Source organism: Janthinobacterium sp. JC611, from assembly GCF_018682595.1.
Taxonomy (GTDB): domain Bacteria; phylum Pseudomonadota; class Gammaproteobacteria; order Burkholderiales; family Burkholderiaceae_D; genus Janthinobacterium.
Map to the genome: position 1 here is coordinate 15,547 of NZ_JAFLJN010000025.1, position 19,471 is coordinate 35,017.

General features: G+C 62.2%; 18 protein-coding genes. 8 read left to right on the forward strand and 10 right to left on the reverse strand.

All coding sequences use genetic code 11. The features are described 5' to 3' along the window. Window positions 1-15: 15 nt before the first annotated feature. Window positions 16-543: an NADPH-dependent FMN reductase gene (locus J0O65_RS18180; RefSeq protein WP_215408692.1), complete on the reverse strand. Its 528-nt coding sequence runs from the start codon at window positions 541-543 to the stop codon at window positions 16-18. Window positions 544-640: 97 nt separating this feature from the next. Continuing rightward, window positions 641-874, reverse strand: coding sequence for a DUF3563 family protein (locus tag J0O65_RS18185; RefSeq protein ID WP_077407407.1), 234 nt, complete (start codon window positions 872-874; stop codon window positions 641-643). 381 nt (window positions 875-1,255) lie between these two features. Between J0O65_RS18185 and fucP the strand changes: the two genes are divergently transcribed. After that, window positions 1,256-2,557 carry an L-fucose:H+ symporter permease gene (gene fucP / locus J0O65_RS18190; RefSeq protein ID WP_215408693.1) on the forward strand — a complete coding sequence of 434 codons (1,302 nt, stop codon included), beginning with the start codon at window positions 1,256-1,258 and terminating at the stop codon, window positions 2,555-2,557. Between the two features lie 51 nt (window positions 2,558-2,608). Here the strand turns inward: fucP and J0O65_RS18195 are convergent, their stop codons facing one another. Continuing rightward, window positions 2,609-3,502: a LysR substrate-binding domain-containing protein gene (locus tag J0O65_RS18195; protein WP_215408694.1), complete on the reverse strand. Its 894-nt coding sequence runs from the start codon at window positions 3,500-3,502 to the stop codon at window positions 2,609-2,611. A 161-nt stretch (window positions 3,503-3,663) separates the two neighbouring features. Between J0O65_RS18195 and scpC the strand changes: the two genes are divergently transcribed. Beyond that, on the forward strand, window positions 3,664-5,160 hold the full coding sequence (scpC, locus tag J0O65_RS18200; protein ID WP_215408695.1) for a succinyl-CoA:acetate CoA-transferase ScpC: 1,497 nt from the start codon (window positions 3,664-3,666) through the stop codon (window positions 5,158-5,160). A 60-nt stretch (window positions 5,161-5,220) separates the two neighbouring features. Here the strand turns inward: scpC and J0O65_RS18205 are convergent, their stop codons facing one another. Together J0O65_RS18205 and J0O65_RS28260 are read right to left on the reverse strand one after the other, a co-directional pair. Further along, window positions 5,221-5,580 (reverse strand): hypothetical protein, encoded by a 360-nt coding sequence (locus tag J0O65_RS18205; protein WP_215408696.1) that lies wholly within the window; start codon window positions 5,578-5,580, stop codon window positions 5,221-5,223. Window positions 5,581-5,676: 96 nt separating this feature from the next. Then, window positions 5,677-6,339, reverse strand: coding sequence for a TetR/AcrR family transcriptional regulator (locus J0O65_RS28260; RefSeq protein WP_215408697.1), 663 nt, complete (start codon window positions 6,337-6,339; stop codon window positions 5,677-5,679). Window positions 6,340-6,638: 299 nt separating this feature from the next. Here J0O65_RS28260 and J0O65_RS18215 point away from each other — a divergent pair, with 299 nt between their 5' ends. Then, window positions 6,639-7,760, forward strand: coding sequence for a M14 family metallopeptidase (locus J0O65_RS18215; protein ID WP_215408698.1), 1,122 nt, complete (start codon window positions 6,639-6,641; stop codon window positions 7,758-7,760). A gap of 12 nt (window positions 7,761-7,772) precedes the next feature. Further along, window positions 7,773-8,237, forward strand: a complete 465-nt coding sequence (locus J0O65_RS18220; RefSeq protein WP_215408699.1) for a CYTH domain-containing protein — start codon at window positions 7,773-7,775, stop codon at window positions 8,235-8,237. A 214-nt stretch (window positions 8,238-8,451) separates the two neighbouring features. Here the strand turns inward: J0O65_RS18220 and J0O65_RS18225 are convergent, their stop codons facing one another. The 5 genes from J0O65_RS18225 to J0O65_RS18245 form a co-directional block, all read right to left on the reverse strand. Next, window positions 8,452-9,705, reverse strand: coding sequence for a DUF2863 family protein (locus tag J0O65_RS18225; RefSeq protein ID WP_215408700.1), 1,254 nt, complete (start codon window positions 9,703-9,705; stop codon window positions 8,452-8,454). Between the two features lie 214 nt (window positions 9,706-9,919). Beyond that, a complete protein-coding gene (gene acnA / locus J0O65_RS18230; protein ID WP_076566909.1) occupies window positions 9,920-12,640 on the reverse strand; it encodes an aconitate hydratase AcnA in 2,721 nt (906 codons plus the stop codon). 87 nt (window positions 12,641-12,727) lie between these two features. Then, window positions 12,728-13,273 carry a hypothetical protein gene (locus J0O65_RS18235; RefSeq protein WP_215408701.1) on the reverse strand — a complete coding sequence of 182 codons (546 nt, stop codon included), beginning with the start codon at window positions 13,271-13,273 and terminating at the stop codon, window positions 12,728-12,730. Window positions 13,274-13,286: 13 nt separating this feature from the next. Further along, a complete protein-coding gene (locus tag J0O65_RS18240) occupies window positions 13,287-14,285 on the reverse strand; it encodes an HpcH/HpaI aldolase/citrate lyase family protein (RefSeq protein ID WP_215408702.1) in 999 nt (332 codons plus the stop codon). Between the two features lie 111 nt (window positions 14,286-14,396). Continuing rightward, window positions 14,397-15,386 carry a malate dehydrogenase gene (locus tag J0O65_RS18245; protein WP_121670132.1) on the reverse strand — a complete coding sequence of 330 codons (990 nt, stop codon included), beginning with the start codon at window positions 15,384-15,386 and terminating at the stop codon, window positions 14,397-14,399. 305 nt (window positions 15,387-15,691) lie between these two features. Between J0O65_RS18245 and J0O65_RS18250 the strand changes: the two genes are divergently transcribed. The 4 genes from J0O65_RS18250 to sdhA all read left to right on the forward strand — a co-directional run bounded on the left by J0O65_RS18250 (window position 15,692) and on the right by sdhA (window position 19,466). Further along, window positions 15,692-16,585 carry a GntR family transcriptional regulator gene (locus J0O65_RS18250; protein WP_215408703.1) on the forward strand — a complete coding sequence of 298 codons (894 nt, stop codon included), beginning with the start codon at window positions 15,692-15,694 and terminating at the stop codon, window positions 16,583-16,585. Between the two features lie 306 nt (window positions 16,586-16,891). Further along, window positions 16,892-17,314, forward strand: coding sequence for a succinate dehydrogenase, cytochrome b556 subunit (sdhC, locus tag J0O65_RS18255; protein WP_034752080.1), 423 nt, complete (start codon window positions 16,892-16,894; stop codon window positions 17,312-17,314). Between the two features lie 2 nt (window positions 17,315-17,316). Then, a complete protein-coding gene (gene sdhD, locus J0O65_RS18260; RefSeq protein ID WP_034752078.1) occupies window positions 17,317-17,682 on the forward strand; it encodes a succinate dehydrogenase, hydrophobic membrane anchor protein in 366 nt (121 codons plus the stop codon). A 2-nt stretch (window positions 17,683-17,684) separates the two neighbouring features. Continuing rightward, window positions 17,685-19,466, forward strand: coding sequence for a succinate dehydrogenase flavoprotein subunit (gene sdhA / locus J0O65_RS18265; protein ID WP_215408704.1), 1,782 nt, complete (start codon window positions 17,685-17,687; stop codon window positions 19,464-19,466). Window positions 19,467-19,471 lie beyond the last annotated feature (5 nt).

The window sequence follows — 19,471 nt, forward strand, 5'->3', positions numbered from 1 at the left end:
AAAACGTGCAGACGATCATGCAAATGACCTGATGCACTGCAGCATATCGAGCAGGGCCCGGCGCAATGCCGGGTCCGCTGCAATGCCGTCCGCATCAAGACCCGACCCCAGCAGGGGCAGGCTGACGCAGGCTTCGTCGATCAGGCGCGCCGACATGGTGCGCACCGTTTCGCGCAACGCCGCCTGCGCATGCGTGGCGCGCGGCGAGGCGTTCAGCAGCACCAGCGGCTTGTCGATGAACGACTCATTTCCCACCATCCAGTCCAGCGCGTTTTTCATGGGGCCGCTCACGCCGTGCGCGTATTCGGGGCTGGCCAGCAGCAGCACGTCGGCCGCCAGGATGGCGTCGCGCAGGCCCGTCACGGCCGGCAGGCTGTCGGCGTCGAGGTCGGGATTGAACAGGGGCAGGTCACCGAGTCCCTGATAGATGCGAATGTCGAATGGCGCCGGGGCAAGCCGGGCGATGGCGCGCAGCAGGGCGGTGTTCAGCGAGGCGGCGCGCAGGCTGCCGCCGATGGCGAGAATGGTGATGGGCGTTTGCATCCCGCCTGTATAGCCCATCCTGTGCTCAAGCGCAAGGCGAGCAGGATGGCGCTATCGTTTGTTGCAACAGCCAGAGTGGCTGGATATTGCGTTGCTCTTAACGGCTCAGGCCACTCATCCAGGTAGGCTGCGGGTTGGCACGGGCCAGTTCGCGCATGCGGTATTCCAGATCGTAACGGTCGGTCGATTCGGCCAGGTAGGCTTCTTCGTAAGCGCGTTCGCGGCGGTCGCTGCTCTGGTTCAGCCAGGCACCGACGCGCTTGGCGGCGTGGACCAGGGTGGCGACGATATTGCTGTTTTGCGTGGTGTGATAAGTAAATGCGGTAGACATGGCAGACTCCTTGTGTGGCGTGCCGCGTTGTGCTGCACTGCAATATAAGTATAGCGATTTCAAGTTATAAGGCTACTTTTGATTTCAAATGTCAGCTATTCATTTTTGAAATAACAGGCGGGAAAGCTGCGCAATACGGGGCTTTAAGGCATAATGCGGGCGCAGGATCGTAGTTTTACTACAAGACGTTTTGTCCTGGATGTTGTTTTCAGACGCAGCCCGCAGGCGTGCCGCACGCGCGATGCCATGCCTGCCCTGTATCGCTGATGGCAGTCATGGCCCACGCTGATATCTGCGTGGCGCTGCGTGTCCTGGTGCTGCCCGGGTGGAAACGCTTCCATGCCTGGCGCGATCAACTTGGAATTGAAAAATGGAGAAGGTATGGAATACGTAAAGCAAGGCCAGGGCGCATCGTCCGCGCAGGCCGGCACGCAAAACAATACGGGCGCCCTGATCATTGTCACGCTGCTGTTTTTCATGTGGGGGCTGCTGACCTCGCTCAATGACGTGCTGATTCCCCATCTGCGCTCGATCTACACCCTGACGTACGTCCAGGCGATGCTGGTGCAGTTCTGCTTCTTTGGCGCCTACGCCATCGTCTCGCTGCCGGCCGGTATGCTGATCAAGAAGATCGGCTACCAGCGCGGCGTCGTCGCCGGCCTGCTGATCGCGGCCGCCGGCTGCGCCATGTTCTACCCGGCGTCCACCGGCAGCTATGCGCTGTTCCTGCTGTCCTTCTTCATCCTGGCGGCCGGCATCACCGTGCTGCAGGTGGCGGCCAACCCGTACGTGACGGAACTGGGCGACCCGCAGACGGCGTCGAGCCGATTGACCCTGACGCAGGCGTTCAATGCGCTGGGCACCACCGTGGCGCCGGCCCTGGGCGGCATGCTGATCCTGTCGGGCACCGTGCTGACGGTGCAGCAGTTCGACCTGCTGCCGGTGGCCGAACAACTGGCTTACCGCGCCAAGGAAGCGGCTTCCGTGCAAGGGCCCTATCTGGTGCTGGCCGCCACCCTGGTGATCCTGGCGGTGCTGTTCGCGCTGGCAAAATTGCCGAAGATTTCGCATGCCGACGATGCGGCCGCCCTGGCGCAGGATGGCCACAAGGTCTCGATCTGGTCGCACCGCCACCTGGTGCTGGGCGCGCTGGCCATCTTCCTGTACGTGGGCGGTGAAGTCAGCATCGGCAGCTTCCTGATCAATTTCCTGGGCGAGAGCCATATCGCGGGCCTGAGCCACGCCGACGCCGCCTATTTCGTCAGCTATTACTGGGGCGGCGCGATGCTGGGCCGCTTCGTCGGCTTTGCCGTGATGCGCTATGTCAGCCCGGGCAAGACCCTGGCCTTCAACGCCGCCGTCGTCATCGCGCTGATCCTCGTCGCCGTGTTCTCCAGCGGTCACACGGCCATGTGGGCACTGATCGCCGTCGGCCTGTTCAACTCCATCATGTTCCCGACCATCTTCAGCATGGCCCTGAACAAGCTGGGCGCGCAAACGGGCCAGGGTTCGGGCATCCTGTGCATGGCCATCGTCGGCGGCGCCATCGTGCCGTTCATCCAGGGCTTCCTGGCCGACCACATCAACCTGCAGCTGTCCTTCCTCGTGCCGGCCCTGTGCTACACGTTCATTCTGTACTTCGGCTGGAAATACGCCAGCATGTACAACGACGCCGCCAAGTAAGCAAGGTAGCGTTATCAATATGAAGGGTGGCCTCGGCCACCCTTTTTTACGTCAGTGCGCGAAGTGCGTGCCCAGCACGTCCTGGCATACCTCGAGCCAGGCGCGCGCCGCATGCGACAGATAGCGTCCGCTCCAGATATGCGCCACCTGCCACGCCACCTCCGGCTCGACGATGCGCACCGCTTCCAACGGTTCGCCGGCCAGGCGGTGGATGAAGGGCTCGGGCAGCAGGGCCACGCCCAGGCCCGCCGAGGCCATCGCCACCAGCCAGTCCCACTGGCCGCTCTGCGCGGCGATGCTCGGCGTGAAGCCGGCCTGCGCGAAATGCTGGCGCAGGCTGCGCGTGAGCGCGAAATCATCTTTCAACAACACCAGCGGCAGGTCGGCCAGCGCCTTGAAGGGCAGTGTCGTGCGGTTTTTCTGGAACGTGCCCGGCTCGGCCAGGGCCCAGATCGGGTAATTGGCCACTTCCACTTCCACGAGATCGAGTTCCGGGTCGGCCGGCAGCACCGTCATGCCGATTTCCAGCTCGCCGGCCGCCACCTGGCGCTCGATCTGCTGGCCCGTGTCTTCCTGCAGGGTCAGGCTGATGTGCGGGTGGCGCGCGCGGAAGGCCTTGAGTACCGGCGTAAACAGCACATTGATCATGGGCGGGATGCCTACCGTCAGGCTGCCGCGCTGCAAGGCCTGGGTGTCGCGCACTTCCAGCGTCAGTTGGCGCATATTGGCCAGCATTTCCTGGCCGTGCTGGTAGACGATGCGGCCCGTGTCGGTGAGCGTCAGCTTGCGCCCGTCGCGCACCAGCAATTGTGCGCCCACCTCGTCTTCCAGCTGGCGCACCATCTTGCTGATGGTGGACTGGGTCAGGTGCAGCGATTCGGCCGCCTGCGTAAAGCTCGACAGGCGCACGGTTTCGACGAAATAGCGCAGGGAACGGATATCCAAGAGGGTGCTCGGCGTTGGCAGGGTATGAAAATATCGACTGGATTTGGCGAAATTAATTCATGCCATGCATGTGGTCGGGATTTTATACTGAATCCCACTTATGGGGTTGGTGTATGACTGCCATCCAGTTTGAGAATATTAAGAAGATCAGGAGCATCACGATGTACGAGGACCGTATCCGCCACCCAGGCTTGCTCAGCAAAATCATGAGCGCCGATGAGGCAGCCAAATTGTTCCACAACGGCATGCGTGTCGGCATGAGCGGCTTTACCCGTGCCGGCGACGCCAAGGCACTGCCGCGTGCGCTGGCCGAGCGCGCCCTGCAAGATCCGCTGAGCCTGACCCTGATCACGGGCGCCTCGCTGGGCAATGGCAGCGACGGCCTGATGGCCGAGGCGGGCGTGCTGGCGCGCCGCATGCCGTTCCAGGTCGACCCTGTGCTGCGCGGCAAGATCAACAAGGGCGAAGTCATGTTCATCGACCAGCATCTGTCGGAAACGGCCGAGCAGCTGCGCTCGGGCAACCTGGCGGCCGTCGACATCGCCGTCATCGAGGCGACGGCCATCACGGCCGCCGGCGCCATCATCCCGACCATGTCGGTGGGCAATTCCGCCGCCTTCGCCCAGCAGGCGACGCAAGTGATCATCGAGATCAACCTGTCCACGCCGCTGGCGCTGGAAGGCTTGCACGACATCTATATTCCGCAAACCTTGCCGGGGCGCGAACCGATCCCCCTCACGCGCGTCGACCAGCGCCTGGGCAGCACGGCCATCGCCATCGATCCGGCCCGCATCGCCGCCATCGTCATCACGGACAGCCCCGACAGCCCGTCGAACGCCTTGCCGCCCGATGCGGAAACGCAGGCCATCGCCGGCCATGTGATCGCTTTCCTGCAAGGCGAAGTGGCGGCCGGACGCATGGGGCCGGAATTGTTGCCGCTGCAGGCGGGCATCGGCACCATCGCCAACGCCGTGCTGCATGGCCTGATCGGCTCGCCCTTCCGCAACATGACGATGTATTCGGAAGTGCTGCAGGACAGCGCCATCGAGCTGCTCGATTCCGGCCAGCTGGCGTTCGCCTCGGCCTCGTCGATCACCCTGTCGGCCGCCGTGCACCAGAAGCTGATGGACAATATCGACCATTACCGGTCAAAAATCGTGCTGCGCCCGCAAGAGATCAGCAACCATCCGGAAATCGTGCGCCGCCTGGGCATCATCGCCCTGAACACGGCGCTCGAGTTCGATATCTACGGCAACGTCAATTCCACCCACGTGTGCGGCACGCACATGATGAACGGCATTGGCGGCTCGGGCGACTTCGCGCGCAACGGGCAAGTGTCGATGTTCGTGTCGAAATCGGCGGCCAAGGGCGGACGCATTTCCAGCGTCGTGCCGATGGTCTCGCATGTGGACCATACGGAACATGACGTCGACGTGCTGGTGACGGAGTGGGGCTATGCGGACTTGCGCGGCCTGGCGCCGCGCGAACGGGCGCCGTTGATCATCGAGCGCTGCACGCATCCCGATTACCGCGATCAATTGCGCGCGTATTACGACGCGGCATGCCTGCGCGGCGGCCACACGCCGCACATCCTGCCAGAGGCGCTGTCGTGGCATACGCGTTACCAGGAAACGCAGAGCATGCTGGCAACTGAATAAGCTTTGCCAACATCAGGACAGGGCAGGGCGGTACAGCAGCGCGCCTGCCTTTTTCACTATTCAGTACATATGCAGCGCCTTGGCGCCCAGGCCCAGCAGGGCAAATGTGGTGGCGGCCTGTATGCCCATGAACCACAGGAAGTGAGTGTGCATGTGCTTGCGGATGTCGCCCAGTTCCGTGCGCAGGGCGTGGCAGTCGCCGCGAAACTGCGTCAGGTCGGCGCGCAGCAGCTGCGATTCGTCGCGCAACTCCGCGCGCACCTTGTCGAGGCTATCGCCAAGACGCTGCTCCAGCGTCTTGAACCATAGCCGGTCATGCTCACGGTCCGTTTCCAGTTTTGTCAGTCGCGCTTCCATCCGTACAGCATTGTTCGCGCTTTGCTGTTTGTCAAGCCGGTCCGTGGCATAGGCTTCGTTCATGTCGCCCTCCTTCGCGCGGGCCGCGCTGCACCAGCGCAGGCGGCATCACTTCACTGTCCGCCTTTTCCGCTGGCGCGGTTTGCGCTGGATCAAACGTCAGGCAGCCGGTGCAAAGCGCAGGCGGATGCCAGCCGTGACGACAGCGAGCAAGTCGTCGATATGCGCGTTCATTTCCGGGTGCGGCGTCCACGGGTCGCCCGCATCCATGACGATGCGCAGCGAGACGAGGCCGTGCAGCGATTGCCAGAAGATTTGCGTCATCGTGTGCAGCGCCGGCTCGTCCTGGCGCACCAGGCCCGCCTGCGCCAGCTCGCCGAACAGGTGCAGCGCGTAGGCGTAAGGATCTTGCTCGATGTTGCCGTGTTCGACCTCGACGGCGTCGAGTTCCGCATGCGGGCGCAATTCCATGAAGATCAGCGAATATTCGTCGGGATGCCGGAAGCCGTACTCGATGTAGGCGCGGCCGATCAGGGCGATGCGCTGCCACGGGTCGCTGCTGCTGGCACACGCCGTGCGCATGGCGCGCACCAGTTCCAGCAAGTCCTTGTCCATGGCCTGGGCGATCAGGGTGGCCTTGTCGCGGAACAGGGCGTACACGACGGTGGTGGAAAAACCGGCCGCCTCGGCCACCTTGCGGATGGAGACGGCGCGCGCGCCGCCCTTCTTGATGAGATCTTTGACGACGTCGATGATGTGCTCGCGCCGCGCCTGAGCCTCGCGTAACTTTCTTTCCTGGATGTTAGTTAACTTCTTGTCCACGACTCTTTCCTGGCGACTCTATGAAAGCAAGAATTATAGGGGCCAGGCCCGGCACCAATGTGTCAGCCGCTGTTACAAATCAGTTTTTTGTCCGGTCGATGCAACAGCTGACCGATTTTTCGCGCTTTTGTGCGGCACTTTTCCATCGATGCCCCGGATTGGTGCATAAATCGCCGGACCAGGCTTTGCGAACGGGGGCAAAGGGCGGAAAATAGCGGGATAGCTTACACTGCGTTTAGCACAACGGCGCTCGCCCACGAGGCAGCGCCGGAACACTTACATTCGGACGGGATCATTACATGACCATTAAAATCAGCCAGAACTTCGACTCGGGCGCCATCGACGTGGTGAGCGCCACGAGTGCCGGCGCCATCGACCTGAACTTGCGCAAGGATAGCCACGCCGACATCCACCAGTGGTTCCACTTCCGCCTGCAGGGCGCGCGGGGCCAGGCATGCACGCTGCGCTTCCTGAACGCGGGCCAGGCCACCTATCCGGCCGGCTATGAAGACTACCAGGCCGTGGCCAGCTACGACAGCGAAAACTGGTTCCGCGTGCCGACCTCGTTCGACGGCCAGGTCATGACGATCTCGCACACGCCGGAACTCGACAGCGTGTACTACGCCTATTTTGAACCGTACTCGTGGGAACGCCATCTGCGCCTGCTGGGCGAAGTGGCCGAGCATCCGCTGGCGCGCGTGTCCGACCTGGGCAGCACGGTCGATGGCCGCGACATGAACATGGTGACCATCGGCAATCCGCTGGCGGAAAAGAAAATCTGGGTCATCGCGCGCCAGCATCCGGGCGAATCGATGGCCGAATGGTTCGTCGAAGGCCTCATCGACGCGCTGCTCGACGACGCCAACCCGATCGCGCGCAAGCTCTTGCAGCGCGCCGTGTTCCACATCGTGCCGAACATGAATCCGGACGGCTCCATCCGCGGCAACCTGCGCACGAATGCGGCCGGCGCCAACCTGAACCGCGAATGGATGACGCCATCGCTGGCGTCCAGCCCGGAAGTGCTGTGCGTGAAAAACAAGATCCACGAAACGGGCGTCGACATGTTCTTCGACATCCATGGCGATGAAGCGTTGCCGTACAACTTTGTGGCCGGCAATGAAATGCTGGAAAACTTCACGCCGGCCCAAGCCGCGCACCAGAAGGCCTTCATCGAGCGCTACAAGCAGGCCAGCCCCGACTTCCAGGACAAGTTCGGCTATGCGGCCAGCAAGTACAAAGCGGACATGCTGACCCTGGCGTCGAAATACATCGGCCACCACTTCGGCTGCCTGGCGCTGACCCTGGAAATGCCGTTCAAGGAAAACGCCGACCTGCCCGATCCGGCCGTCGGCTGGAATGGCGCGCGCAGCGCGGCCCTGGGCGCGGCCATGCTGCAGCCTATCCTGCTGTCGCTGGATTGAACGGCGTTGATCATGGGCGTCGAGATCGAGCGTAAATTTCTGCTGGCCGGCGACGCCTGGCGCGGCCTGGGCCATGCGGTCCTGTTGCGCCAGGGGTATCTGTCGTCCGCGCGCGAGCGCGTGGTGCGCGTGCGCATCGAAGGCGAGCAGGCGATGCTGACCATCAAGGGTGCCAACGTGGGCGCGACGCGCGGCGAGTGGGAGTATCCGATCCCGCTGGCCGACGCCGCCGAACTGCTCGACGGCCTGTGCGAACAGCCGCTGATCGAAAAGATCCGGCACCGCATCGAACACGCGGGCATGGTGTGGGAAGTCGACGAGTTCCTGGGCGCCAATGCGGGCCTGGTGGTGGCCGAGATCGAACTGGCATCGGAAGACCAGCCCTTCGACAAGCCCGGCTGGATAGGCGCGGAAGTGTCGGGCGATGCGCGCTACTACAATGCGAACCTGATCCGCCACCCGTTTTCACAGTGGTGATGAGGCGATAAACGCGGCGTGCAATGCAAAAAGGCGGAACCGAAGTTCCGCCTTTTTGTTTTGTAACGTCTTTTAATCAAGGTATCGACACCTCTTCAAACCGTAGCGAGCAAGCCCGATATCGGGTTGAGTAACGCAGCTGTACTAAAGGTACAGCGAGTAACGCCGACCCGAGAGCGGGCTGCGCAGTAGGTTTGAAGAGCGTGTCATCAGATCAATGGAAGTGCTCCGTGCCCTGCGGCGTATCTTCCGGCATTTCCGCATGCGCCAGCTCGCCGACCGGGTCGGCAAACAGCGGTGCGCCGCAATCGTCGCAGTACTCGCCGACGAAGCGTTCCGCGTGGCGCTTGATCTGCGTCACGCCGGCGGCGTTCAGGTGCTCGATGATTTCATCGACGGGCGTCTTCTGCTTGTCCAGCGCGGCGATGCCGACCTGGATCAGGCCTTCGATCGGCGTGCCATCCTCGTCTTCCTGGCCATATAAAGGCCAGACGATGCCGTAGATGACGTCCGGCGCCTGGCGCAGGGTGAAGGCGATGCGGTACTCGTCGACCTGGCCGTCGGCCGCTTCCTCGCCGAAGCCGGCGATGACGGCGCGCAGTTCCGACGGCTCGATGGCCAGCGTATGCGTCAGGTAATGCACGGCGGCGCGCACGGAGACGGGGCGGATCAGCTTGTCCGCCTCGCGGCAAGCCACGTAGTACGCTTCCGGCAGCAGCAATTCCAGGCCGCAGCCGGGCAGCAGGCGGGCGATGGTCGGCGTCGCCTGCGCGCGCCATTGTTCCAGGGCGGCGCTGCGCTCGGCGATGAAGTCGAGCTGGCTGGCCGGTGTCTGCCAGCGGAACAGGGGGGCGCCGCTTGGCGCCACCACGGCCACCAGCAGGTAGCGCGTATCGGCCAGGAAGGGCGCCGTTTCCGCCTCCTTGCCGGACGGCTTGACGGCCGTGCCTTTCAGTGCGGCCAGGGCCAGCTTCTGCGTCTTGGCATAGGTCTCGACGTGGCTGCGCGGCAGCTGGTCGATCGAATACAGGGTCGGCGCCATGGCCAGCTTCGTGCCATCGGCCAGCAGGTGGGCGGCGAAATGCGCCGACAGCACGCCGTGCGCGTCGCCGGCCATGGGGCCGGAGGCGATGGAAAAGCGCGTCCACGCGAGGATGGGCACGGCGACCAGCAGGGCGTCGTAGCGCACGTCTTCGTGCGTGATGACGGTCGATTCGCTGACGGCTTCAACGCAGTCCATCAGCACGTCGTAGGCGTTCAAGTCTTCCTTGAACAGGCTGCCCAGGGTGTTGTCGATGGTGTCCTGGTGGCCGGTTTTGAGTAATTTCTGGAGCTGCGTATCCAGGCTGTGTTCCCAGGACCGCTCTTCGAGACGGCTGGCTGCCTGTACGATCGCCTGGGCAAAGGTGACCAGGCGCTGGCTGTCGGCAGTCAGTTTATGGGATGAATCTTTGGAAGGACGACGCATGGCGGGATAAGAGTCTCGGAAAGTGAAAAAAATGGATCAGTCAAACAATGATAAACCCTTATAACCGTATTGTAGAGGATTCAGCCGCACGCAATGCGCAAGCTGTCCCTAGATCATGCCGATAGTCGAAATTTCAAGTCGGAACGGGGCGGCGGGACGAAAAAAAAGCGCCGGTCGAAACCGGCGCTCTTATCTTACATCACGGCTGGGCTGATTACTCGGCCAGCAGTTGACGCAGCACGAATGGCAGGATGCCGCCATGCTTGTAGTAATCGACTTCGATCGGCGTATCGATGCGCAGCAGGACTTTGACTTCCTGGCTGGAACCGTCGGCGCGGTGGATCACCAGGGTGGCCAGTTGCTGTGGCTTGATTTCGCCTTCGAGGCCTTTCAGGTCGAAGGTTTCATTGCCGGTGATGCCCAGGGTCTGCACGCTGTCGTCGCCGATGAATTGCAGCGGCAGCACGCCCATGCCCACAAGGTTCGAACGGTGGATGCGCTCGAAGGAACGGGTGATCACGGCTTTCACGCCCAGCAGCTGGGTGCCCTTGGCTGCCCAGTCGCGCGACGAGCCCGTGCCGTATTCTTCGCCGCCGAAGACCATGGTTGGCGTGCCTTCAGCAACATATTTCATCGCCGCGTCGTAGATCGACATCTGTTCGCCGGAAGGCTGGTGGATCGTGATGCCGCCTTCGACCGCCGAACCGTCCGCCTTGGCAGGGATCATGCGGTTCTTGATGCGCACGTTGGCGAAGGTGCCGCGCATCATGATTTCATGGTTGCCGCGACGCGAGCCGTAGGAGTTGAAGTCCGCTTTCAGGACGCCGTTTTCCTTCAGCCATTTGCCGGCTGGGCCGTTTTCCTGGATCGAGCCGGCTGGCGAGATGTGGTCGGTGGTGATGGAATCGCCGAACACGCCCAGTGCGCGCGCGCCTTCGATGCCGGTGGCCACTGCCGCTGGCGTCATCGAGAAGTTGTCGAAGAACGGTGGTTCCGCGATGTAAGTCGATTTCGGCCAGTTGTAGACCTGACCGGACACGGTGGTGACTTTTTCCCACAGCTTGCCTGGCGCGCCCTTGACGTCGGCGTAGTTATCCTTGAACACCTTGGCGTTCATGGCGAACTTCATCATGGCCGACACTTCAGCCGAGCTTGGCCAGATGTCGCCCAGGTAGACGTCCTTGCCGCCCTTGCCCTTGCCGACAGGTTCCGTCATCAGGTCGCGCGTCATGTTGCCGGCGATGGCGTAGGCGACGACCAGCGGTGGCGAGGCGAGGAAGTTCGAGCGGATGTTCGGGTGAATGCGCGCTTCGAAGTTGCGGTTGCCCGACAGCACGGCCGACGCGACGATGTCGTGCGTGGCGATCGCTGCGTTCAGCTCGGGCGTCAGGTCGCCCGCATTGCCGATACAGGTGGTGCAGCCGTAGGCGGTCACGCCGAAGCCCAGTTTTTCCAGGTACGGCAGCAGGCCGGCGGCCGTCAGGTACTCGGTCACGACGCGCGAGCCAGGGGCCAGCGAAGTCTTGATGTGCGGCGCGACTTTCAGGCCGGCTTCCACGGCTTTCTTGGCCAGCAGGCCGGCGGCCAGCATCACGCTCGGGTTCGAGGTGTTGGTGCACGAGGTGATCGCGGCGATCAGCACGTCGCCGTTCGACACTTTCACGCCGTTCGTCGTTTCGTACACGGCAGCCAGGTCGGCCGGATTCTTGTTGAAGCCGTTTTCCGTGGTCGGTTTGGCGAACAGCTCGGCGAAGTTCGCCTTGACGTTGCCGATTTCGATACGGTCTTGCGGGCGTTTCGGGCCGGCCAGCGACGGAGCGACCGATGCCAGGTCCAGTTCCACCACGCGGGTGTAGTCGATGTCGCCCGCTTTTGGCACGCCGAACAGGTTTTGCGCCTTGAAGTAGCCTTCGAACGCGGCGATTTCAGCCTTGCTGCGGCCGGTGCCCTTGAAGTAGTCGATGGTCGCTTCGTCGACCGGGAAGAAGCCCATGGTCGCGCCGTATTCCGGTGCCATGTTGGCGATCGTCGCGCGGTCCGTCAGGGTCAGCGATTCCGTGCCTTCGCCGAAGAATTCGACGAACTTGCCGACGACCTTCTCTTTGCGCAGCAGTTCGGTGATGGTCAGCACCAGGTCGGTGGCGGTGCAGCCTTCGCGCAGCGCGCCCGACAGGTTCACGCCGATGACGTCCGGCGTCAGGAAGTAGACTGGTTGGCCCAGCATGCCCGCTTCCGCCTCGATGCCGCCCACGCCCCAGCCGACCACGCCGATGCCGTTGATCATGGTGGTGTGCGAGTCGGTGCCGACCAGGGTGTCAGGGTAGTACACGTCGCCGGCTTTCTTGCCTGCGTGGTGCACGCCGCGCGCCAGGTATTCCAGGTTGACCTGGTGGACGATGCCGAAGCCTGGTGGCACGACGCCGAAGGTGTCGAACGCCTGCATGCCCCATTTCATGAACTGGTAACGCTCGTTGTTACGCGAGAATTCCAGTTTCATGTTCAGGTCCAGCGCTTTCTTTTCGCGGTAGTGATCGATGGTCACCGAGTGGTCGACCACCAAGTCGACCGGCACCAGCGGTTCGATCTTCTTGGCGTTGATGCCCATCTTGGCGGCCACGTTGCGCATCGCTGCCAGGTCGGCCAGCAGCGGCACGCCGGTGAAGTCTTGCAGCACGACGCGCGCCACTACGAACGGGATCTCGTCGGTGCGCTCGGCGGTCGGGCCCCAGCTCGCCAATTGCTTGACGTGTTCTTCGGTGACTTTTTTGCCGTCGCAGTTGCGCAATACCGATTCGAGCACGATACGAATCGACACTGGCAGGCGGGAGACATTGATGCCCAGGCTTTTTTCCAGCGCAGGCAGGGAATACAGCTTGCCCTTCTTGCTGTCCGAAATATTAAAGTCCTTGAGCGTGTTCAGAGTGTTGCGGGACATGACCTCTCCTTGTTGGGTATCGTCTATTATTGATTATTCAAATTACAAAACATGACTGAGCCCCCGAAGAGGCCCTTGCTACGCACATCAGCCGCCGGTCGCCGGCAGCACGCCCAGCGATGGCGCGGCTTCCACCACTGCCGCCGGCTTGGCTTGCTCCGCATCCTTGCATTCATTGGCCAGCTGGCGGCCCTGCTTGGAATCGAGCAGCATGCCCTTGGCCGGGATGCCGATCCAGACGAGACCGTACAGGCGGTTCTCGAAGCGGTTGGCGCCGGTGGTGGTGCCAACGCGGCTCAGGCGGTGCAGGCGCTTCTTCCAGCGCAGGGCGATGTGTTTGTCGTCAGTCGCATTGGTGTAGATGGTAATTTTATTACCAAGTTCACAATTGAAATCGGTGGAGGCCGAGCCTGTGGTGCTCGGTTCATCGGCTTCTTCCTTGTCGGCGACCGACATGGCGAGCGGATGGGCTTCCTTGGCGGCCGCCTTGGCCTTGGCGGTCTTGGCCTTTGGCTTGGCCTTGACTGCCTTGGGATTTGCCTCTGCCGTGGCGGCGAAGCTGGCCGGCGCCAGCGTGAGGGTCATGGCGCCCAGCGCGACGCTGCAGGCAATGGCTAATTTGGAGAGGGACATCGTGTAATTCCTGTCAGTTTTCAGTGGTGCTGGAAGAGGGGGCGTTGAGTAATGCAGCGGCCGCCTCGGGCAGGCCGAGGCCTGCCAGTTTGGCGCGTTGCAAAACGGTCCAATAATATCGGTAGCTGGCGCGGTCGTGCAAGCGGCCATTTTGCGCAATCGGTCCCCAGTCGGCGCGCAGCGCTTCATTCAGGATGTTGCTGGCCTCGTTGACTTCGGACAGGCGCGGCGTGAAGGCCTTGATGATGGGCTTGATCTGGTCAGGGTGGATGCTCCACATGCGCGTGTAGCCGAACTCGGCTGTCGCACGCTGGGCGTCGTTCGCCACCACGGCCGAATCGCGCACGTCCGTCGTCACGTTATGCGACGGCACCTTGCCGTGCGCATGGCAGGCGGCCGCCACTTCGAGCTTGGCGCGCACCACCAGCGGGTGCGTGAACTGGCCCGGCGTGCGCATGGCGGCGGCGGGGATGGCGCCGTAATGGGCCGAGACGAAATCCATGATGCCGAAGGACAGGCATTCGACCTGCGGCAGGGCGGCGATCGCGTAGGCGTCGCGCAGCGCGCCGTGCGTCTCGATCAGGACATGCACGGGCAGGTTGTCGCGGCCGGCGCGGCGCGCGTGCAGGTTGATCAGGTCGATGGCCAGCATGGCGTCCTGCACGCCGCCCACTTTCGGCACGGCGATGTAGGCCAGGCGGGACGCGGCGCCGCAGATGATTTCCACGTCGCGCGCGAAAAACGGGCTGTCGACGTCGTGCACGCGCACGCCGATGCGGTTGAACTGGTTCGCCTCGCTGGCCAGCAGGCCGGCGATCATGTGGGCGTGGGATTCTTCATTGCCGGCGCTGGCGCCGTCTTCGCAGTCGAACGTGATGTCGAACAGGGGGCCAAGCTCTTGTTGCAAAGCAATCGATTTACGCATCAGCTTTTCAGAGCCGGCGTAGTGGTCGCAAGCGGCGAGCAACAGCGGCTGGCGTTTGCCTTGGAATAAAACCTCGGAAGGGTGCATGCTTAAGGCATTTCTGCAGGTAAAAACTACTTGATAAAACAGCCGCGCCGCGAATCTCGCGGGGCGGCCTTCTTGGCGGGCGGCGCTCAGGCCGCGCCGCCAATACTGGATTTATGCCAGCAGGTGTTTCACGCCTTCGCGCTCTTCGGTCAGCTCTTTCAGGGTCAGGTTGATGCGCTCTTGCGAGAAAGCATCGATTTCCAGACCTTGAACGATGGTGTACTCGCCGTTGTCGGTGGTAACCGGGAAGCCGAACACGGTGCCTTCAGGGATGCCGTACGAGCCATCGGACGGTACGCCCATGGTGGTCCACTTGCCGTTCGTGCCCAGCATCCAGTCATGGATGTGGTCGATGGCGGCGTTCGCCGCCGACGCTGCCGACGACAGGCCGCGCGCTTCGATGATGGCCGCGCCGCGCTTGCCGACGGTTGGCAGGAACACGTTGGCGTTCCATTCCTGGTCGTTGATCAGGTCCTTGACGGCCTTGCCGTTCACGGTGGCGAAGCGGTAGTCGGCGTACATGGTTGGCGAGTGGTTGCCCCAGACGGTCAGCTTCTCGATGTCTTTCACGGCGGTGCCGGTCTTGGCAGCGACTTGCGACAGCGCGCGGTTGTGGTCCAGGCGCAGCATGGCGGTGAAGTTTTTCGCCGGCAGCGATGGCGCCGATTTCATGGCGATGTAGGCGTTGGTGTTGGCAGGGTTGCCGACCACCAGCACTTTGACGTTGCGCGAAGCGACGGCGTCGAGCGCCTTGCCTTGCACCGTGAAGATCTGGGCGTTCGCTTCCAGCAGGTCCTTGCGTTCCATGCCCGGGCCGCGTGGACGCGCGCCAACCAGTACGGCCACGTCGACATCCTTGAAGGCGGTCAGCGGATCGGAGTGGGCGGTCATCTCGGCCAGCAGCGGGAAGGCGCAGTCGTCGATTTCCATCATCACGCCCTTGAGCGCCTTCTGGGCTTTTTCGTCCGGGATTTCAAGCAGTTGCAAGATGACAGGCTGGTCTTTGCCGAGCATGTCGCCATTGGCGATGCGGAATAACAGGGCGTAGCCGATCTGGCCGGCGGCGCCGGTCACTGCAACACGCATTGGGGTTTTAGCCATGATGAATCTCCAAAAATGGGAAAGAAAACGGGCTTGAAGCTGGGCTTACGCTTATCCGGAAAAACTGTAATGATACCAAAACCGGCCCGCGCCACCGAATTGCTGGTGTACGCCGCCGTCACGTTCGTGCTGCGCGATGCCAGAGTGGCTGGCTCACAACATAAAACGCTGGCTCACAAGTTTTATCGAGGGCAGTTTAGGCCTCCGATCTGTATCTGTCAATCATATCTTATGTCTTATATAAGACAGATAACTACGAGTGTTTTACTGGACGCGGGCAGTGATTTGTGTTGAAATGTCGGACTATGAATTCCGCCTCGTCCAATCTGACCAACAATGCCACTGCTGCAAGCGGGGCGGTCAGTCCGACCGCGGGCGGCCCGGCCACGCCTGCCGCTGCGGCTGCCGGCGCCGCCGCCACCCCGGTCATCAGCGTCAATACCACTGCCGCCACCGCCGTGCCGGCGCCTGCCGCGAATGCCTCGCCCACCTTCAGTCCCCTGTACCAGCAGATCAAGGCGCTCATCACGCAAAGCTTGCAATCGGGCGAATGGAAGCCGGGCGAGCTCATTCCCAGCGAAGTCGAGCTGGCCGGCCGCTTCAAGGTCAGCCAGGGCACGGTGCGCAAGGCCATCGATGAACTGGCCGCCGAGAATCTCGTCATGCGCCGCCAGGGCAAGGGCACCTTCGTCTCCACCCACCATGAGGCGCGCGCGCATTTCCGCTTCCTGCGCCTGGTGCCGGACGAAGGCGTGCCGCATTACCCCGAAAGCAAATTTATCGAAGTCAAGCGCGTGCGCGCGCCGGCCGACGTGGCGCGCCTGATGGACCTGAAGTCCGGCGACGCCGTCATCTTCATCAAGCGCGTGCAGTATTTCGACGGCGTGCCCACCATCGTCGAGGAGCTGTGGCTGCCCGGCCTGATCTTCAAGGGCCTCACGGCCGAGCGCCTGGTGGAATACAAGGGGCCGATGTATGGCCTGTTTGAAACGGAATTTGGCACGCGCATGATCCGCGCCTCCGAGCAGATCCGCGCCGTGTGCGCCGACGCGGGCGCCGCGCAGCTGTTGAATATCGACCTCGGCACGCCCTTGCTCAGTTCCGAGCGCGTGTCGTTTACCTACGGCGACAAGCCGGTCGAGCTGCGCCGGGGCCTGTACCTGACCAGCCGCCATCATTATCAGAATGAACTCAGCTGAAGCGGCGGGGCGCCCGCGGGCGTCCGGACAAGCAGCAAGGCTGAAGTGCATCGCTTGCAAGATGCCTGCCGCAAGGCGGGCAACGGAGACAACAGAAAGCGCAGCGACAGCATGGCCCGCCCCGGCGGGCCGTGCTTTGCCGGTGATTCTGTAATTAAATTACGTGAACTACGGAAAGTAGCGCGGTATTTTGTAGTAAAAAACCATTTTGGTTATATGTAACAATAGATATTGGTATGGGTTGCGAAAATCGGCGAAAATCGCGGCTTCAATATTTAGTTGAAATTCAAAGGGGAGGTTTTTGTTATGTCTGAAGCCGTAAGAGAAGTACCAAAAAAAGAACGGCCGCAATTCCGTAACATTCATGTTACCGAATTGTCGAACTACCGCATGGCTGTCGGCGCCATCGTCTCGATCCTGCATCGCATCAGCGGTTTCATCATTTTCGCCTTGCTGCCATGCATACTGTACATGCTGGAACTGAGCCTGCGTTCCGAAATGTCCTACGCCTACTTCCAGGGCATCGCCTCGCACTGGTTCGTCAAGCTGATCACCCTGGGCCTGGTCTGGGCCTTCCTGCACCACTTCTGCGCCGGTATCCGCCACCTGTTCATGGATGTGCACGTCGCCATCGAAAAAGATTCGGCACGCAAGACCGCGTCGTCCGTGCTGGTCGTGAGCCTGGTGCTGACGGCCCTGGTCGCTTTGAAACTGTTTGGAGTATTTTAAACATGGCAGACAATAATATCGGACCGAAACGCCTCGTCGTCGGCGCCCATTACGGCTTGCGCGACTGGCTGGCGCAACGCGTCACCGCCATCGTCATGGTGGCCTATGTGGCCATCCTGCTCATTTCTTTCCTGACCGGCAGCAACTTCAGCTATGAAGGCTGGGCCGGTCTGTTCGCACAGCAGTGGTTTAAATTGTTCAGCCTGGTGACCTTCGTCGCCCTGTTCTACCACGCATGGGTCGGCGTACGCGACATCTGGATGGACTACGTGAAAAGCGCTGGCCTCCGTCTGACCCTGCAAATTGCCACCATGCTGTGGTTGATCGCTTGTGCCGGCTGGACGGTACAGATACTCTGGAGTGTGTAATCGTGGCAGCATATAAATCTGCAATCCCTACCCGCCGCTTTGACGCGGTAATCGTTGGCGCCGGCGGTTCCGGCATGCGCGCGTCGTTGCAACTGGCTGAAGCCGGTCTGAACGTCGCAGTCCTGTCGAAAGTCTTCCCGACCCGCTCGCACACCGTGGCGGCGCAGGGCGGTATCGGCGCGTCGCTCGGCAACATGGCCGAAGACAACTGGTTCTGGCACATGTTCGACACCGTCAAGGGCGGCGACTATCTGGGCGACCAGGACGCCATCGAATTCATGTGCCGCGAAGCACCGAAGGTCGTGTACGAACTGGAACACTTCGGCATGCCGTTCGACCGCAACCCTGACGGCACCATCTATCAGCGTCCGTTCGGCGGCCACACGGCCCACTTCGGCGAAAAGCCGGTGCAGCGCGCCTGCGCGGCAGCCGACCGTACCGGTCACGCCCTGTTGCACACCCTGTACCAGCGCAACGTGCGCGCCCGTACGCACTTCTTCGTCGAATGGATGGCGCTGGACCTGATCCGCGACGCCGACGGCGACGTGATCGGTGTTGTCGCGCTGGAAATGGAAACCGGCGAATGCATGATTCTGGAAGCAAAGACGACGGTCATGGCAACGGGCGGCGCAGGCCGCATCTTCGCCGCGTCGACCAACGCCTTCATCAACACCGGTGACGGCATGGGCATGGCGGCACGCGCCGGCCTGCCGCTGCAGGACATGGAATTCTGGCAGTTCCACCCGACCGGCGTGGCCGGCGCGGGCGTTTTGATCACCGAAGGCGTGCGCGGCGAAGGCGGCATCCTGATCAATAGCGAAGGCGAACGCTTCATGGAGCGCTATGCGCCGACCCTGAAGGATCTGGCGCCGCGCGACTTCGTCTCGCGTTCGATGGACCAGGAAATCAAGGAAGGCCGCGGCTGCGGTCCGAACAAGGACCACGTGATGCTGGACCTGCGCCATATCGGCGCCGACACCATCGCCAAGCGCCTGCCGTCGATCCTGGAAATCGGCCACAAGTTCGCCAACGTCGACGCCACCAAGGAACCGATTCCTGTCGTGCCGACGATTCACTACCAGATGGGCGGCATCCCGACGAACATCCATGGCCAGGTCGTCACCCCGACCGGTCCGGATAATTCGGCGAAAGTCGTCAACGGCCTGTACGCGATCGGCGAATGCGCCTGCGTGTCGGTGCACGGCGCCAACCGCCTGGGCACGAACTCGCTGCTCGACCTGGTGGTCTTCGGCCGCGCGGCCGGCAACCACATCGTGGGCAGCGGCCTGAAAGCCAAGGAAAACAAGCCTTTGCCAGCCAACGCGGCCGATTTCGCCATGGCCCGCTTGCAGCGCCTGGAAAACTCGACCGGCACGGAAACCGTGCAGGGCGTGGCGAACGACATCCGCGCAACGATGCAGAAGTACTGTGGCGTGTTCCGTACCGACGAGATGCTGAACAAGGGCGTCGAAGAAATCATGAAGCTCGACGAGCGCCGCAAGCACGTCTCCTTCAAGGATAAATCGATGGTCTTCAACACGGCCCGCGTGGAAGCGCTGGAGCTGGACAACCTGATCGAAACGGCGAAAGCGACCATCGTTTCGGCAGCCGCCCGCAAGGAATCGCGCGGCGCCCACGCCCAGGACGACCATCCGCAACGTGACGACGACAACTGGATGAAGCACACTCTGTGGTATTCGGAAGGCAACCGACTGGAATACAAGCCAGTCGTGACCAAGCCGCTGACGGTTGATACCTTCAAACCGAAACCACGTACTTTCTAAGGCTA

What these genes read in the sequence shown, in the direction of transcription:
- J0O65_RS18180 (WP_215408692.1), bottom strand. Translation starts at nt 543, where the DNA reads ATGCAAACGCCCATCACCATTCTCGCCATCGGCGGCAGCCTGCGCGCC.
- J0O65_RS18185 (WP_077407407.1), bottom strand. Translation starts at nt 874, where the DNA reads ATGTCTACCGCATTTACTTATCACACCACGCAAAACAGCAATATCGTC.
- fucP (WP_215408693.1), top strand. Translation starts at nt 1,256, where the DNA reads ATGGAATACGTAAAGCAAGGCCAGGGCGCATCGTCCGCGCAGGCCGGC.
- scpC (WP_215408695.1), top strand. Translation starts at nt 3,664, where the DNA reads ATGTACGAGGACCGTATCCGCCACCCAGGCTTGCTCAGCAAAATCATG.
- J0O65_RS18205 (WP_215408696.1), bottom strand. Translation starts at nt 5,580, where the DNA reads ATGAACGAAGCCTATGCCACGGACCGGCTTGACAAACAGCAAAGCGCG.
- J0O65_RS18215 (WP_215408698.1), top strand. Translation starts at nt 6,639, where the DNA reads ATGACCATTAAAATCAGCCAGAACTTCGACTCGGGCGCCATCGACGTG.
- J0O65_RS18220 (WP_215408699.1), top strand. Translation starts at nt 7,773, where the DNA reads ATGGGCGTCGAGATCGAGCGTAAATTTCTGCTGGCCGGCGACGCCTGG.
- J0O65_RS18225 (WP_215408700.1), bottom strand. Translation starts at nt 9,705, where the DNA reads ATGCGTCGTCCTTCCAAAGATTCATCCCATAAACTGACTGCCGACAGC.
- acnA (WP_076566909.1), bottom strand. Translation starts at nt 12,640, where the DNA reads ATGTCCCGCAACACTCTGAACACGCTCAAGGACTTTAATATTTCGGAC.
- J0O65_RS18235 (WP_215408701.1), bottom strand. Translation starts at nt 13,273, where the DNA reads ATGTCCCTCTCCAAATTAGCCATTGCCTGCAGCGTCGCGCTGGGCGCC.
- J0O65_RS18240 (WP_215408702.1), bottom strand. Translation starts at nt 14,285, where the DNA reads ATGCACCCTTCCGAGGTTTTATTCCAAGGCAAACGCCAGCCGCTGTTG.
- J0O65_RS18245 (WP_121670132.1), bottom strand. Translation starts at nt 15,386, where the DNA reads ATGGCTAAAACCCCAATGCGTGTTGCAGTGACCGGCGCCGCCGGCCAG.
- J0O65_RS18250 (WP_215408703.1), top strand. Translation starts at nt 15,692, where the DNA reads ATGAATTCCGCCTCGTCCAATCTGACCAACAATGCCACTGCTGCAAGC.
- sdhC (WP_034752080.1), top strand. Translation starts at nt 16,892, where the DNA reads ATGTCTGAAGCCGTAAGAGAAGTACCAAAAAAAGAACGGCCGCAATTC.
- sdhD (WP_034752078.1), top strand. Translation starts at nt 17,317, where the DNA reads ATGGCAGACAATAATATCGGACCGAAACGCCTCGTCGTCGGCGCCCAT.